This is a genomic window from Lysobacter sp. SCRH-1R, from assembly GCF_057747855.1.
Genome location: NZ_CM173227.1, coordinates 3,590,457 through 3,603,619 on the forward strand (window position 1 = coordinate 3,590,457; position 13,163 = coordinate 3,603,619).

Annotated in this window: 17 protein-coding genes and 1 tRNA gene; 6 read left to right on the top strand and 12 right to left on the bottom strand. The window is 68.7% G+C overall.

What is annotated here, in order from left to right; all coding sequences use genetic code 11:
* Nucleotides 1-23 precede the first annotated feature (23 nt).
* Together AC3ANK_RS16410 and AC3ANK_RS16415 are read left to right on the top strand one after the other, a co-directional pair.
* The gene (locus tag AC3ANK_RS16410) at nucleotides 24-380 is read left to right on the top strand and encodes a CD225/dispanin family protein (protein ID WP_206862215.1); all 357 of its coding nucleotides are present in this window, start codon (nucleotides 24-26) and stop codon (nucleotides 378-380) included.
* Nucleotides 377-805 carry a DUF2752 domain-containing protein gene (locus tag AC3ANK_RS16415; RefSeq protein WP_484171535.1) on the top strand — a complete coding sequence of 143 codons (429 nt, stop codon included), beginning with the start codon at nucleotides 377-379 and terminating at the stop codon, nucleotides 803-805. Before AC3ANK_RS16410 ends, AC3ANK_RS16415 begins: the two co-directional genes overlap by 4 nt.
* Before the next feature lie 85 nt (nucleotides 806-890).
* On the opposite strand, the gene AC3ANK_RS16420 is transcribed toward AC3ANK_RS16415, so the two are convergent.
* The 6 genes from AC3ANK_RS16420 to AC3ANK_RS16445 form a co-directional block, all read right to left on the bottom strand.
* Complete coding sequence (locus AC3ANK_RS16420; protein WP_206862217.1) at nucleotides 891-1,832, bottom strand: regulatory signaling modulator protein AmpE; 942 nt, start codon at nucleotides 1,830-1,832, stop codon at nucleotides 891-893.
* 468 nt (nucleotides 1,833-2,300) lie between these two features.
* Nucleotides 2,301-3,245, bottom strand: a complete 945-nt coding sequence (gene nudC / locus AC3ANK_RS16425) for an NAD(+) diphosphatase (protein ID WP_206862218.1) — start codon at nucleotides 3,243-3,245, stop codon at nucleotides 2,301-2,303.
* Nucleotides 3,242-3,616: an iron-sulfur cluster insertion protein ErpA gene (gene erpA / locus AC3ANK_RS16430; RefSeq protein WP_206862219.1), complete on the bottom strand. Its 375-nt coding sequence runs from the start codon at nucleotides 3,614-3,616 to the stop codon at nucleotides 3,242-3,244. The genes nudC and erpA overlap by 4 nt, the downstream gene beginning before the upstream one ends.
* A gap of 86 nt (nucleotides 3,617-3,702) precedes the next feature.
* Nucleotides 3,703-4,503 (bottom strand): DUF6776 family protein, encoded by an 801-nt coding sequence (locus AC3ANK_RS16435; RefSeq protein ID WP_242525300.1) that lies wholly within the window; start codon nucleotides 4,501-4,503, stop codon nucleotides 3,703-3,705.
* Between the two features lie 52 nt (nucleotides 4,504-4,555).
* Complete coding sequence (locus AC3ANK_RS16440) at nucleotides 4,556-4,975, bottom strand: bactofilin family protein (protein ID WP_206862220.1); 420 nt, start codon at nucleotides 4,973-4,975, stop codon at nucleotides 4,556-4,558.
* Nucleotides 4,976-5,029: 54 nt separating this feature from the next.
* Entirely contained in the window at nucleotides 5,030-5,761 is a 732-nt protein-coding gene (locus AC3ANK_RS16445; RefSeq protein ID WP_242525301.1) for a D52 family tumor protein, read from the bottom strand.
* Nucleotides 5,762-5,837: 76 nt separating this feature from the next.
* Between AC3ANK_RS16445 and AC3ANK_RS16450 the strand changes: the two genes are divergently transcribed.
* The gene (locus tag AC3ANK_RS16450; protein WP_206862221.1) at nucleotides 5,838-6,419 is read left to right on the top strand and encodes a DUF4126 domain-containing protein; all 582 of its coding nucleotides are present in this window, start codon (nucleotides 5,838-5,840) and stop codon (nucleotides 6,417-6,419) included.
* 67 nt (nucleotides 6,420-6,486) lie between these two features.
* Here AC3ANK_RS16450 and bfr read toward each other — a convergent pair whose 3' ends face one another.
* The 3 genes from bfr to AC3ANK_RS16465 all read right to left on the bottom strand — a co-directional run bounded on the left by bfr (nucleotide 6,487) and on the right by AC3ANK_RS16465 (nucleotide 7,926).
* The gene (gene bfr, locus AC3ANK_RS16455; RefSeq protein ID WP_115841833.1) at nucleotides 6,487-6,957 is read right to left on the bottom strand and encodes a bacterioferritin; all 471 of its coding nucleotides are present in this window, start codon (nucleotides 6,955-6,957) and stop codon (nucleotides 6,487-6,489) included.
* 114 nt (nucleotides 6,958-7,071) lie between these two features.
* A complete protein-coding gene (locus tag AC3ANK_RS16460) occupies nucleotides 7,072-7,275 on the bottom strand; it encodes a (2Fe-2S)-binding protein (RefSeq protein ID WP_115841834.1) in 204 nt (67 codons plus the stop codon).
* Nucleotides 7,276-7,347: 72 nt separating this feature from the next.
* On the bottom strand, nucleotides 7,348-7,926 hold the full coding sequence (locus AC3ANK_RS16465) for an RNA pyrophosphohydrolase (protein ID WP_206862222.1): 579 nt from the start codon (nucleotides 7,924-7,926) through the stop codon (nucleotides 7,348-7,350).
* Nucleotides 7,927-8,056: 130 nt separating this feature from the next.
* Here AC3ANK_RS16465 and AC3ANK_RS16470 point away from each other — a divergent pair.
* Nucleotides 8,057-8,133 (top strand) — tRNA-Met (locus AC3ANK_RS16470).
* 74 nt (nucleotides 8,134-8,207) lie between these two features.
* Here AC3ANK_RS16470 and AC3ANK_RS16475 read toward each other — a convergent pair.
* Nucleotides 8,208-8,477 (bottom strand): hypothetical protein, encoded by a 270-nt coding sequence (locus AC3ANK_RS16475; RefSeq protein ID WP_206862223.1) that lies wholly within the window; start codon nucleotides 8,475-8,477, stop codon nucleotides 8,208-8,210.
* A 32-nt stretch (nucleotides 8,478-8,509) separates the two neighbouring features.
* The gene (locus tag AC3ANK_RS16480) at nucleotides 8,510-8,965 is read right to left on the bottom strand and encodes a PA2169 family four-helix-bundle protein (RefSeq protein WP_206862224.1); all 456 of its coding nucleotides are present in this window, start codon (nucleotides 8,963-8,965) and stop codon (nucleotides 8,510-8,512) included.
* A 166-nt stretch (nucleotides 8,966-9,131) separates the two neighbouring features.
* Between AC3ANK_RS16480 and AC3ANK_RS16485 the strand changes: the two genes are divergently transcribed.
* On the top strand, nucleotides 9,132-9,872 hold the full coding sequence (locus AC3ANK_RS16485) for a response regulator transcription factor (protein WP_206862225.1): 741 nt from the start codon (nucleotides 9,132-9,134) through the stop codon (nucleotides 9,870-9,872).
* Between the two features lie 89 nt (nucleotides 9,873-9,961).
* Here AC3ANK_RS16485 and AC3ANK_RS16490 read toward each other — a convergent pair whose 3' ends face one another.
* The gene (locus AC3ANK_RS16490) at nucleotides 9,962-10,285 is read right to left on the bottom strand and encodes a hypothetical protein (protein ID WP_206862226.1); all 324 of its coding nucleotides are present in this window, start codon (nucleotides 10,283-10,285) and stop codon (nucleotides 9,962-9,964) included.
* Nucleotides 10,286-10,463: 178 nt separating this feature from the next.
* Here AC3ANK_RS16490 and AC3ANK_RS16495 point away from each other — a divergent pair, with 178 nt between their 5' ends.
* On the top strand, nucleotides 10,464-13,109 hold the full coding sequence (locus AC3ANK_RS16495) for a hypothetical protein (RefSeq protein WP_206862227.1): 2,646 nt from the start codon (nucleotides 10,464-10,466) through the stop codon (nucleotides 13,107-13,109).
* Nucleotides 13,110-13,163 lie beyond the last annotated feature (54 nt).

A 13,163-nucleotide genomic window follows, 5' to 3' on the forward strand; every position in this document is an offset into this window, starting at 1 on the left:
GCGGCGCATTCCGAAGGACCGCCATGAACGTGCCGCCTCCCGTCCCGCCGTCGCCTTCGCCCACGGCGACGCGGATTCCGAATTACCTGGTGTGGGCGATCCTCATCACGATCGCCTCGATCTTCTTCTGCTGCGTCATCGGCACGATTCCGGGCATCGTCGCGATCGTGTTCGCCGCGCAGGTCAACAGCAAGCTGGGCATGGGCGACGAAGCGGGCGCGTGGATCGCGTCGCGTCGCGCGAAGCTGTGGTGCTGGATCACCACCGGCCTGACCATCCTCGGCCTGTGCTGGACGATCTGGTTCATCAGCGCCGGCGGCATGGCGCAGTACCAGCAGATGCTGCAGGAACTGGAAAACGCGCAGCGCGTGCAGCAATGAACGCGCTCGCCGCCCGCGCTTCGTCGAAGGCGCACGCGCGCACCGTCGTGGCGGGCGCCGCGGCGGTGTTCGCGCTGGGCGGCGCGGCGATGTTGCGGGTGGTCGATCCGAACGCGGGCGGTCTGTGGCCGTGCGCGTTCCATGTCGTGACCGGGCTGCACTGCCCGGGGTGCGGGCTCACGCGCATGCTGCATGCGCTGGTGCATGGCGATGTCGCGCGTGCGTGGACGATGAATCCGCTGGCGGTGATCGCGCTGCCGCTGCTGGCGTCGATGCTGCTGCAGTGGTGGCTGGCGCGGCCGTTGCTGCCGGGCTGGCTCGACCGGCGCGTGCACGATGGGCGCGTGTGGATCGCCGCGCTGGTGGTGTTCGGCGTGCTGCGGAATCTGCCGTTCGCGCCATTCGCGTGGATGGCGCCGGGCTGAGATCGTGCTGTTGCAGCCCGGGTAAGCGAAGCGCACCGGGAGACTGTCACGCGTGATCCCGGGTGCCGGGCCACAGAAGCGGCGGTCAGCTTACCCAGCCGGCGATCACGAACAACGCCAGCACCGCCAGCCACACCAGCAGGCTGCGCCACACCAGGCTCATCGCATCGCGCAGCTCGGGCACTTCGCCTGAGAACGCGGGCAACGGCAGCGGCGGGACGAGGCCGGCATCGCCGGCTTCCACGCCGGTGCCGACGTCATCGTAGTCGGCGGCTTCATCGGCCAGTTCGCATTTCACGCTGGCACGCGCGACCGCGCCGAGGAAGCGGCGGCGCACGTCGAACGACGCGCCGCCGGCATCGCGCCACGCACCGAGCACGGTGTCGAAATTCCCGACCAGCGCGAGCGACAGCGTCATCAGCTGCGCGACGGGCCAGTCGAGGATCGCGAACAGGAAGCGCGCGCCTTCGCGCGTTGGGTTCGGCAATGCATGGGCGGCTTCGTCCTCGGCCGACAGCGCGGTGAGCCGGTACAGCAACGCGCCCACCGGGCCGAGCACCAGGAACCAGAACAACACGCCGAACCAGCGGTGCTGCGCGTTGCGGAACACGGCTTCGACCAGGCTGCCGCCGTCGAGCGTGGCCGGCATGCCACCCTCGGGCCACAGGCGCGTTGCCGCGGCGCGACGCGCGGTGGAGTCGGGCGCGTTGGCGACGGCGTCGACATCGACGTCCAGATCGCGCGGACCCCAGGCGTAGAACAGCACGACGATGCCGAAGATCAGGCTGACCAGTCCGAGCAGCGATTCGTGCAGCGCAAGCTGGAACAGCGCGACGAGCAGCAGCGGCGGCACCAGCGCGAAGGCGATGCCCCATCGGCCATGCCAGAAACTGCCTTCGGGAAAGCGCGCGTCCAGCCAACGCACCCAGTCGCGATACCAGCCGTACTGCCGCACCGACGCCGCAAGCGACGGCGCCATGTGGCCCAGCACCAGCGCGACGACGACGGCGATCAGGGTGGCGGACATTGCGTGGTCGGCTCCGGGTCGCGAGGGGGCTGTGGGGATTCTAGCGCCGGAGGGGTGGATTGCTGCTTTCGGTTGATGACAACGAAGCCGGTGGCGCGCTTTGGCCCCTCTTCCAACGGGAGAGGGGTTGTGAGGGGCGGCGTAGTGGGGACGCTCGCACTCGCGATGCACTACCTGCGAAGCACGCGTTCGCTGTCGTCGAACCTGTGGCGGCGGGAGAGTTGGATTCCCGCCTTCGCGGGAATGACGTTGTGATTGCCTGCGATCACGGGAGTGCCCAGGCGATACGGGCCTGGATCCCGGCCGTTGCCGCGATGACGTTTCGTCTTACGAGGATGACGTCGGTCTTGCGGCATGACGTCGGTCTTGCGGCATGACGTCGGTCTTGCGGGATGATGCTGGCTTATGGAATGACGCCGTGCGCGAGCGATGATGCGACATGAAGAGCCCGCTCCCGCCGGAAAACAATCACCCGCCCTGTCCCGCCAGCCACTGCTCGATCAACCACCGCGAGATCGAAATGCTCGGCGACAGCACCGGCCCTTCGCCGTCGTCCTGCGTGCTGCCCCATTCGCCGCGCAGGCGTGCCTGGCGGACGTCGTCGGCGGTGAACCAGCGCGCCTCTTCCAGTTCGTCGTCCACCCGCGGCTCATCCGGCGCGGCTTCGGCGACGAAACCGATCATCAGCGAACCGGGGAACGGCCACGGTTGCGACGCAAGGTAACGGCAGCGATGCACGCGTACGCCGGTTTCTTCCAGCACTTCGCGCGCGACGGTCTGCTCCAGCGATTCGCCCGGTTCGACGAAGCCCGCGATCACCGAGTAACGCCGTGCCGGCCACGCGGCCTGGCGGCCCAGCAGCAGGCGCGAGCCGTCGGTGACGGCGACGATCACCGCCGGGTCCGTGCGCGGGTAATGTTCGACACCGCACTTCGTGCACTGGCCCTGCCAGCCCGCGCGCGACAGCGCGACTTCGCCGCCGCACACGCCGCAGTAGCGATGGCGGCTGCGCCAGTGCTGCAGCGCGCGCGCCTGCGCGAACACGCTCGCATCGAAGGCCGGCCACGACGCTGCGGCGCTGCGCAGGTCGATCCGGCGGGGAGCGACGAACGCGGTGAGCGCGCCTTCCAGGGCGAACCAGCCGCCGCCGTCGGCATCGAGGCCGAGGAACACCGCCGCGCCCACGCCGCCGGGGCCTTCGCTGAGTTCGTGTCCGGTCGGCGCCAGCGGGCGGCCGTCGTCATCGGCGGAGGCGTTGCCCTTCTCGTCCAGCAGCACGATGCGGGCGTTCGGCCACAGCGCCTTCAGCGCGTCGGGGTCGTCGCGCAGGCGGTCGGCTCGATCGAGCGCACCGCGACAGGCGGCGTCCGCGCCGGCCTCGACGAACGCGAACGGAGCCGTCGCGTCGCTCACACCGCGAAGGAGGAACCGCAGCCGCAGGTGGTCTTCGCGTTCGGATTGCGGATCACGAACTGCGCGCCGTGCAGGCTTTCGGTGTAGTCGACTTCCGCGCCCATCAGGTACTGAAGGCTCAGCGGATCGACCAGCAGGGTGACGCCGTCGGTCTGCACGGCGAGGTCGTCCTCGGCCTGCTGTTCGTCGAACTCGAAACCGTACTGGAAGCCGGAGCAGCCGCCGCCCTGGATGTACACGCGCAGCTTGAGGGCGTCGTTGCCCTCCTCCGCGATCAGCTCGCGCACCTTGCTGGCGGCGGCCGACGTGAACTGCAGCGGGCGATCGAGGGACTGGTAGTCCGGCGTGGAGGAAATCGTGGGCAATTCCATGCGGAAAGGATGGGGCGCGCGGCTGCGTTGTTCAAGGCGCGCGACGGGCCGCAGCGTCCTGCGGGCGGCCGGGCTTCACCAAGGCCTCAGGGCGAGGCCGTGGCCGGCGCGACGTCGCGCGTGGCCTCGGCCCAGGTGAACGACTGCTCGATCGCCGCCCCCGAGCGCGGCGCCAGCCGCACGGCCACGCGGACCGGGGTGAAACCGGGCGGCAGGAACACGTCGCCTTCGACCTGCTGGAAGTACTTGAACGAGTACGTCACGCCGGGCGCGTCGGTCTGCTGGCGCAGCACCGGCCAGGTCAGCTTTTCGAGCTTGCCGCCGCGGGTACCCTCGATCGCCAGCGTCAGCTGGCCGGTGCTCACCGCGCCGCGGTTGAGGTTCTGCGTCAGCGTGCCGGTGAAGTGCCAGGCGGTGTCGTTCTGCGGCTGCAGTTTCAGCGAATGCACCGCCAGGCCGCGGCGCTGCGCGGTGCTGCCGACGAGGCGTTCGTAGAAGGCGACGTCGGCGCGCAGGCCGGCGATTTCCTCGTCGCGTTCGGCCAGCGTGCTCTGCAGGTCGCGGTTGGCGTCGCGGCTGATCTGGTCGGAGCGGCTGAGGGTCGCCACGCGCTGCTGCAGCTGTTCGATCTGGCGCTGCTGGCTGCGGCTTTCGCGCTCGGTGTCCTCGAGCTTCGCCTGCGGGCTGTCCTGTGCCGGCGCGAGCACGCGCCATGCGCCCCACAAGCCGAACAGCAGCGACACGGCGACCATGCCCAGCAGGATCGGGCCGCGTCGGCCGACCAGCGCGTCGCGCACCGCCGCCGGCGCGGCGACCGGCTCGGGCACATGGCCGGCCGGCCCCGCGGGGTGGGGCGTGGAGGGCTGCTCGGGATCGCTCGGGGTCATGCCGGGTCGCCGTGGGAACCGGCGCCCAGCCTACCGCGACCGGATGTGACGGTCAGCGCAGAACGGCGACGCCGTCCAGATCCGCTTCAGACAGCGCGTGACCCTCGTGGGCACCGGCGTGGATCAGGCGGCCGGTCAGCACCGAGCCGGCGAGCATCTCGACGACCTGGTAGTGCACGTTGCCCTGCACGCGCGCCTTGGCGGCCAGCTCGACGCGCTCGCTGGCATACACGTCGCCATCCAGGCGGCCGTTGATGACCACCACCGGCGCGCGCACCTCGCCTTCGATGCTGCCGTTCTCGGCCAGCGTGATCGTGGCGCGCTGGCCTTCCTCGGCGATCACCTTGCCGACGACCCGGCCTTCGATATAGAGACCGCCGCTGAATTTGAGGTCGCCGTGCAGGACCACCTGCGCGCCGATGAGGGTGTCGACCTGATGGCCGTCGATCTGGGCGGGTTTGCTCTTGAACATCGGGTACTTCCGGTTGCGCGCCGGCGAACCGGCATAAGGGGAAAAACGAAGAGGTCAGGTGGTGCCGATCTGCCAGCCCAGCGTCTGCTCGACCGCCACGTCGCCGCCGTCGAGCGACACGCGTACCCGCTGCGGGGTGAAGCCGGCCGGCAACATCACGCTGCCCTTGAGCTGCTGGAAATAGCGGAAGGAGTAATCCTGCGGCGGCACGTCGCTGCGCTGGTGGAGCTCGTCCCAGCCTACTGTCGCGAGCTTGCCGTCGCGCACGCCCTCGACGGTGAAGTGCAGCCGGCCGCGGCTGATCGCGCCCTTGTTGAGGCTCTGCGTCAGCACGATCTGGTAGCGCCAGGTGCCGCCGGATTCCGCATCGAAGCGTGCCGAATGCACGCTCAGGCCCTTCGGCTGGCCGGTCGCGCCGACCAGGCGCTCGTAGAAGGCGAGGTTCGCGCGCAAATCGGAGATTTCTTCCTCGCGTTCGGCCAGCTCGCTCTGCACTTCCTTGTTGGCGGCGCGGCTGATCTGGTCGGAGCGCGCGAGCGTCGCCTCGCGCTGCGCCAGTTGTTCGGCCTGCGAACGCCAGCGTCGCAGCTCGTCGCGGGCGGCATCGAGCTCGGCCGTCATGGCCGGCAGGCGGGGCGCGGCGACGCGCGAGGCGCCGATCCACACGCCCACGATCGAGGCCAGCCAGGCGAGGCCGAGCACGACCGCGATCAGCGGCCGGCGGTCCGGTCGCTGCTGGACGATCGTGAAGCGCGGCGGCGGCGCCCTGCGCGGCGTCTTGTTCATAAGCATCTTTCCGGCGATGACGTCGCCGGTTTCCCCAGCCCCTATACTTCGGTGGACAGTCTAGCGAGGGAGCGACATGACGGATGCGCACCTGTTCGCAATTGGCGTAGTTCTGGCCTGGCTGGCCGGAATTCGCGTCTATCTGACGGTGTTCGGCGTCGGCCTGGCCGGGTTCTTCGGCTGGCTGGACCTGCCGCAGGCGCTGCAGGTTACCGCCTCGCCTTGGGTGCTGGGCGTCTCCGGCGTGCTTGCCGCTGGCGAATTTTTCGCCGACAAGATCCCCGGCGTCGATTCGGGCTGGGACCTGCTGCACACGCTGCTGCGGATCCCGGCCGGCGCCTTCCTGGCGGCCGCCACCCTGTCGTCCGACGGGGAGCTCGGCGCCGGCGCGCTCGCGGCCGGCGCGGGCGTGGCGCTGACCAGCCACGTGCTCAAGTCCGGCTCGCGCGCCCTGCTCAACACCTCGCCGGAACCGGTCAGCAACTGGACGGCGTCGATCACCGAGGACATCGCCACCGTCGGCGGCCTCGCGCTGGTGTTCGCCCATCCGTGGATCGCGCTCAGCGTGGTCGTGCTGATCAGCGTCACGCTGGCGCTGCTGCTGTGGTGGGTGTGGCGGATGCTGTTCCGGCGGGCGCCGAAGCCCGGGCCGGTCTGATCGCCGGATGCAAAAACGCCGCCGGAACCGGCGGCGTTTTTCGTTCCGATCGCACGCGCGGCGGCGATCAGTCTTCGAGCTTGGTCAGCAGGTAGTTCTGCTCGCCCAGGCGCTCGATCAGCGACAGCTGGGTTTCGATCCAGTCGATGTGCTCTTCCTCCGAATCGAGGATGTCGGCGAAGAGCTTGCGACTGACGTAGTCGTTCACCGACTCGCAATAACGGATGGCGTCGCGCAGCAGCGGCAGGCCTTCCAGCTCGAGCGCGAGATCGCACGCGAGCACTTCGCGCGGGTTCTCGCCGATGCGCAGCTTGCCCAGCGCCTGGAAGTTCGGCAGGCCTTCGAGGAAGAGGATGCGCTCCGACAGCTTGTCGGCGTGCTTCATCTCGTCGATGGATTCCTTGTATTCGTGTTCGGCCAGTTCCTTCAGGCCCCAGTTCTTCAGCATCTTGGCGTGCAGGAAGTACTGGTTGATCGCGGTCAGCTCGTTGTAGAGCGCCTTGTTGAGGAATTCGATGACCTTGGCGTCGCCCTTCATGGCCGGCCTCCGTGGACGTGGGATGGCGGCACTCTAGCCCGTTCAGGCGCGCGATGACGGAACGCGAATCGGGTGCACCCGCGTCCGAGAATCAGTCTCGCTTGGGAGAAAAGCTCAGGCGGCTTCCTGCATCACCGCGAAGGGCAGCTCGCGCACGGCGTGGGCGGCGTCCAGCAGCGAGGCGGCCATGTCCAGGCAGCTACCGCAGTTGGCGCCGGCGCCGGTCCGCATGGTCAGTTCGGTCACACTGCGGCAACCGGCCTCGGCAGCCGAGCGGATGTCGTGATCGGTGACCCCATTGCAGATGCAGACGTACACGGCGGCGGTGTTCGGAGCAGGCAGCCGGATCGGCTGCAGCGCCATTCCGCCACGAATGAGAATGATTGTCAATTAACCGGGACGAAACCCGGCGCCGCGCCAGGGCGACCGCCGGCTGCGGTTGGCGCGCTCGCTCTGGAAATCCGGCCCGGGCGCCGGCACCGCCTGCGGCCCGGCGACCTGCCGCGCCGCCGGCGCCAGGTGCCGCAGCGCGCGGGCGTAGACGGAACGCTTGAACATCACCACGTGCTCGACCGGGTACCAGAAGTCCACCCAGCGCCAATGGTCGAATTCGGGCTTATCGGTCAGGTCCAGGCGCAGGTCGGATTCCTGGCCGGTCAGGCGCAGCAGGAACCACACCTGCTTCTGGCCGATGCACACCAGCCGGTCGTTGCGGCGGATCGCCCGCTCCGGCAGGCGGTAACGCAGCCAGCCCGGGGTGGCGCCGAGGACCTCGACGTGTTCGGGCAGCAGGCCCGTTTCCTCGCGAAGCTCGCGATACATGGCCTCCAGCGGCGTCTCGTCGCTGTTCATCCCGCCTTGCGGGAACTGCCATCCGTCGCGATGCACGCGGCGCGCCCAGAACACGCGTCCGTCGGGGTGCATCAGGACGATGCCGACGTTGGGCCGGTAGCCGTCCGGATCGATCACGATGCGGACTCCTGAATTCACTGTCCCCGACTCTGCCATGCCCCTGCCCGGCCCGACAACCCGGCGCCGGCAATTCACGGAGCGATTGACGACGCCCCTTCAGGCGTGAATAATTCGCGATTCTTCGCGGGGCTATGTAGCTCAGCCGGTTAGAGCACAGCACTCATAATGCTGGGGTCGGTGGTTCGAGTCCACCCATAGCCACCACTGCGAAGACCTTCGAGAACCCGCCGCGATGGCGGGTTTTTTGTTGCCTGCGTGCCGGGCCTGAACACGCGCACTCAGCCGCTCGAGCGCCGCGACTTCCGTCGTGCGACGAGGCACTGCCCCACGATCGCCGTGACCAGGATCGCCGCATTGGTCGCGACGAAGACGAGGTTGTTCACCATCAGGCTGTAGACGACGAAGCCGACGGACGCCACGCACTGCCCGAGGAACAGCCACCGCGACACGCCTTTCGCGTCGGGATCGCGCGCCATCGTGACGATCTGCCGGACCAGCGTCGCCAGCAGCACGAGCGATGCCAGCCAGCCGATCGCGTCGGGATTCATGCGGTACTTCCCGGCTGGTCGACTCGTGCCATTCAGCCGAGCCCCTCGAACCCCTGCTTGAGCCGGCTCATCTCGTCATGGCCGCGTTTCACCGACGCGTACGCGTTCTCGATCGCATCGCGCGCGGCCGGCGTGAGTTCGATGTCCTTCAATGCATCGCCGTACTTTCGCTTGATGTGGTCCTCGCCGCGCTCGACTTCCTTCACCACCGCCTCGTCGCCGTTGTCGAGCGCCGAGCGCAGGTCGACGAACACACGATGCGCCGCCGCGAGCACGGTGCCATCGTCCTGCGGTTTTCCGCCCTTCGAGACGACGAACGCCTGCAACGCGGCCACCACCGCCTGGCGTTCGCTGGCGCGGCGTTCGAACAACGTGCGCAGCGTGGGAATGCGGGCCTCGCGTGCGGCTTCGCGGTAACCGTCGACGCTGTCGATGGTGGTCTCGATGAGGCTGTTGATCACGCGCAGGTCGTGTTCGGCGCTGGCCATCGCGATGCACCAGGTTGCAATTGGAATGCAGCGATGATGTGTGTGGCGCGGCGACGAAATCGTGAATGGGCCACGTCGCCCGCTTCGTTCAGCGAATCTCACGTTCGCGTCACGAGTCTTCACCGAACCTTGAAATACAGCGGTTTTTTCAGCATCCGGTAGACACATGAACCACAACGGCCGACTCATCCTGATCGTCGAGGACCATCTTCCCATCGCGGAGATGCTCGGCGGTTTCTTCGAGGCGGGCGGCTATGAAGTCGACTTCGCCCGCGATGGCGCGGAAGCGCTGCGGCTGTCCGCGAACAATCCCTACGACGCGATCCTGCTCGATCGCAACCTGCCACGCATCGACGGCGTGGAGGTCTGCCGGCGCATCCGCCAGGAGCAGCGGCGCGCGACGCCCATCCTCATGCTGACCGCGCGCGACACCGTGCAGGACCGTGTGGAAGGACTGGAAGCGGGCGCCGACGATTACCTCACCAAGCCGTTCTCGATCGAGGAACTCGAAGCGCGGCTGCGCGGGCTGATGCGCCGTTCGCGCAAGACCGCGAGCGAACCGATCCGCGTCGGGGACCTGGTGCTCGATCCGCACGCGATGAGCGCCGAACGCGCCGGCGTCCCGATCCACCTCACGCCGATCGGTTTCCAGATCCTGCACCTGCTGATGCGCGAAGCGCCGCGCGTGGTGAGCCGCGAGGAAATCCAGCGCGAGGTGTGGCGCGACGAGCCGCCGGATTCGGATTCGCTGCGCAGCCACCTGTACATCCTGCGCAAGGCCATCGACCGCGGGCGCGAAACGCCGCTGCTGCAGACGATCCCCGGAATGGGGTTCCGGATCGGCGAGCATCCGTCCGCGTTCACCGCGTCGCGCAATCATCGCGAAGGGATCGCGGCGCGCGGCTAAGCGGGCAGCGCCTGCACGCGCCGCTTATCGACGGCTTCGCCGTCGCCCAGCCTGAACGCGCACGCGTTCGCATCGTCGTCACAGCGATTTCACGCTGAATTGCCGGAAATGTTGCGGCGGTGAAACCACGGCTTTCGCGCATCCTCGTCAGCGCGCGGCGGTCGTCCGCGAGCGACACAGGCCACCGGGCATTCGGACTGTCGGGAGGGAAAGACGATGTCGAACGGGCAACCATTGCCTGACCGCGGCTGCACGGCGCCAGTCATCGATCGCAGCGCACGAATGCGCTCGGCGAACGCTTTCTTCCGCATCGAACACACACGTACGTAATCGCCACCCAGTGGTGCGGCGCGCGTGCTTTCCCTCGGGCGATGCACCGCCTGCGACGCATCGACAGCAGGCAGGTCGTGCATCGTGCTTCGTGCTTCGTTGATCGCCGTCTCGACCTCCGCTTCGCGTCCACATATCCGACTCGTCGACGCGGCTTTTTCCGACTTTCGGCCACCGACTCCTCTGCCACCATCAGTCGCATCTCCCTCGAACCCGCACGCTCAAAGCCCGCTCTGGACGTGCGCATGCAACGGAGTCCCCATGCGCAAGATTTCGTTGGTACTTGGAGCGACGCTGGCCTTGCTCGGATCGATCGCGGGCGTCGCCGGCATCGGGATGGCGCTGGCGCAACCATCGCCTGTCGCTGCGGCGAACATCGATGCGCGACCGTTCCCGCGCGAGTTCACGCAGAGCGGCACGACGTTCAACGTCCACCAGCCCCAGTACGAAAGCTGGAAGGACAACCAGCTCAAGGGCCGCTTCGCGATGTCGGTGAAGACCGGAACGCACAGTGGCGCCGACGGCAAGCCGGAACAGACGGCCGACCACGGCGTGGTGACGTTCCAGGCGCGCACGCAGATCGACAAGGACGCGCGCGCGGTCGTGCTCGGCGACATGCAGCTGACCGGCGCGAGCTTCCCGACCGCGTCCGCGAAGCAGGCGCGGTATCTCGAACTGGCACGCGCGCAGCTGAAGCAGCAGTCCACGCTCACGGTATCGCTCGACCAGCTGGAGTCGGCGCTGGCGATCGCCGCCGTCGACGCGAAAACGCCGCCGTCGTTGCCGGTCCGCAACGATCCGCCCGAGATCCTGTTCGGCACCCGTCCGTCGGTGCTGATCCTGGTGGACGGCGCGCCCGCGCTGAAGCCCAGCGGCGTCGCCGGCGTGCAGCGCGTGATCAACAGCCGCTCGCTGCTGCTGCGTAGCAACGGTGAGTACTACACCTACCTCGGCGGACACTGGGCGAAGGCGGCGTCGCTCGACGGCCCGTGGAGCGCTGCGCCGACGGTCGATGCGAACCTCACGCAGGCGATGCAGCAGGCGGTGTCGTCGAAACAGGTGGACACCCTCGACAAACCGCCCGAAGCGCTCGCGCAGGCATTCGCGAACGGCGGCCTGCCCGACCTGTACGTGCGCACGCACCCGGCGGAACTGATCACCGCCCAGGGGGATCCGCAGTTCGCCGCGGTCCCGCGCACCAAGCTGAGCTATATCGCCAACACCGGCGCGGACGTGTTCGTCGATGGCGCCGCCGACAACGCGTGGTACGTGCTGGTGTCGGGACGCTGGTTCACTGCGCCGGGCAGCAGGGGACCGTGGACGCACGTGGCGCCGGGGCGCCTGCCGGCGGACTTCGCGAAGATACCGCCGGACAGTCCGAAGAGCGGCGTGCTCGCGTCGATTCCCGGCACACCGGAATCCAAGGAAGCGCTGATCGCCAACGACATCCCGCAGACCGCCACGGTGAAGAAGGGCCAGGCGACGCTCACCGTCACCTATGACGGCGCGCCGCAGTTCGCGAACATCGAAGGCACCGCGCTGCAGTACGCGCGCAACACACCCGTGCCGGTGATCCGCGTGGCGAGCGACAGTTACTACGCCGTGGACAAGGGCATCTGGTTCGCCGCGTCCTCACCCACCGGGCCGTGGACCGTCGCGACCAGCGTGCCGCCGGCGGTCTACGCCATTCCTACCCGCTCGCCGCTGCACTACGTCACCTACGTGCGCGTGTACGGGCAAGACGACGACGAGGTGTACGTCGGCTACACGCCGGGCTATTACGGCACCGTCGTCACCGACAACGTCGTGGTCTACGGCACCGGTTACGCCTGCACGCCCTGGGTCGGCGCCTACTGGTACGGCTGTCCCGCCACGTATGGCATGGGCGCGTACTTCGGATGGAACGCGTGGGTCGGCTGGACCTTCGGCTGGGGCTGGGGCTGGAACGACGGCTGGTACGGCCCGTACAGCCCGTGGTGGGGCCCGTGGTACGGACCGGCCTACCCGTACGGATGGTGGGGCGGCGGCGCGGCGGCCTGGAACGTCTACGACCATTGGGGTAACGCCACCGTGCGCGGCACCGCCGCCGCGTGGGCCGATCCGTGGACCGGAAACGTCGGCCGTGGCGGACGTGGCGGGTACTACAACGAAGCGACCGGCGGTCGCGGCGTTGGCCGCGCGGGCATCAACACCAACGTCTACACCGGAACCACCTCCGCTGGCGCGCAGGGCATCCGCTACAACCCGCAGACCGGACGCGTGGTCGCCGGCGGCACGGCGACGGCGGTGAATCCGTATACCGGCCAGGCCGCGCGCGCCGGCGAGCGCACCGTGGTGAACACCAGCACCGGCCGCGTCACGCAGGCGGCCGGCGGCGCTGCGATCGGGCCAAACGGCGCGGCGGCGGGCGGCGCCTTCAACACGCAGGGCCCGAACGGCCGCGACGCGCGCGGCGCGGGCGGCTTCCACTACAACGCCGACACCGGCACGTTGAATCGCGGCGGCGTGGTCGAGGTGAACGACAACGTCTACGCCGGTCGCGACGGCAACGTCTACAAGCATGACGGGAACGGCTGGACGCAGGTCGAACGGCCCGATCGTTCGCAGAACCTCTCCGGCCAGACGCGACAGGACCTCGATTCCAGTGCGCTCGACGGCGACCGCATCGCGCGCGAGCGCGGCGACGAGCGCGTCCGCGGCGGCGGTGGCCAGTTGAATCCCGCGGCGTTCCAGAGCCAGGGCGGCGGCTTCCAGCATGGCGGCAATTTCGAACGCGGCGGCGGCAACAACTTCCAGCGCGGCGGCGGCATCGATCGCCCCGCGGGCGGCATGCAGCGTCCGGTCGGCGGATTCCGTCCGGGACTGGGCGGCGGCGGCTTCCGCGGCGGTGGTTTCCGCCGCCGCTAAGGAGGCCTTGAAGGCTCGGCCCGACACGCACGCCGCACCCCGCAAGATCGCCGC

Bases quoted from the DNA above. Each gene is read 5' to 3' on its own strand.
- AC3ANK_RS16480 (WP_206862224.1), bottom strand. From the start codon at position 8,965: ATGGCCAGCGCCGAACACGACCTGCGCGTGATCAACAGCCTCATCGAG.
- AC3ANK_RS16415 (WP_484171535.1), top strand. From the start codon at position 377: ATGAACGCGCTCGCCGCCCGCGCTTCGTCGAAGGCGCACGCGCGCACC.
- AC3ANK_RS16440 (WP_206862220.1), bottom strand. From the start codon at position 4,975: ATGTTCAAGAGCAAACCCGCCCAGATCGACGGCCATCAGGTCGACACC.
- AC3ANK_RS16475 (WP_206862223.1), bottom strand. From the start codon at position 8,477: ATGAATCCCGACGCGATCGGCTGGCTGGCATCGCTCGTGCTGCTGGCG.
- erpA (WP_206862219.1), bottom strand. From the start codon at position 3,616: ATGGAATTGCCCACGATTTCCTCCACGCCGGACTACCAGTCCCTCGAT.
- AC3ANK_RS16435 (WP_242525300.1), bottom strand. From the start codon at position 4,503: ATGACCCCGAGCGATCCCGAGCAGCCCTCCACGCCCCACCCCGCGGGG.
- AC3ANK_RS16495 (WP_206862227.1), top strand. From the start codon at position 10,464: ATGCGCAAGATTTCGTTGGTACTTGGAGCGACGCTGGCCTTGCTCGGA.
- AC3ANK_RS16490 (WP_206862226.1), bottom strand. From the start codon at position 10,285: ATGCACGACCTGCCTGCTGTCGATGCGTCGCAGGCGGTGCATCGCCCG.
- AC3ANK_RS16445 (WP_242525301.1), bottom strand. From the start codon at position 5,761: ATGAACAAGACGCCGCGCAGGGCGCCGCCGCCGCGCTTCACGATCGTC.
- bfr (WP_115841833.1), bottom strand. From the start codon at position 6,957: ATGAAGGGCGACGCCAAGGTCATCGAATTCCTCAACAAGGCGCTCTAC.
- AC3ANK_RS16450 (WP_206862221.1), top strand. From the start codon at position 5,838: ATGACGGATGCGCACCTGTTCGCAATTGGCGTAGTTCTGGCCTGGCTG.
- AC3ANK_RS16410 (WP_206862215.1), top strand. From the start codon at position 24: ATGAACGTGCCGCCTCCCGTCCCGCCGTCGCCTTCGCCCACGGCGACG.
- AC3ANK_RS16485 (WP_206862225.1), top strand. From the start codon at position 9,132: ATGAACCACAACGGCCGACTCATCCTGATCGTCGAGGACCATCTTCCC.
- AC3ANK_RS16420 (WP_206862217.1), bottom strand. From the start codon at position 1,832: ATGTCCGCCACCCTGATCGCCGTCGTCGTCGCGCTGGTGCTGGGCCAC.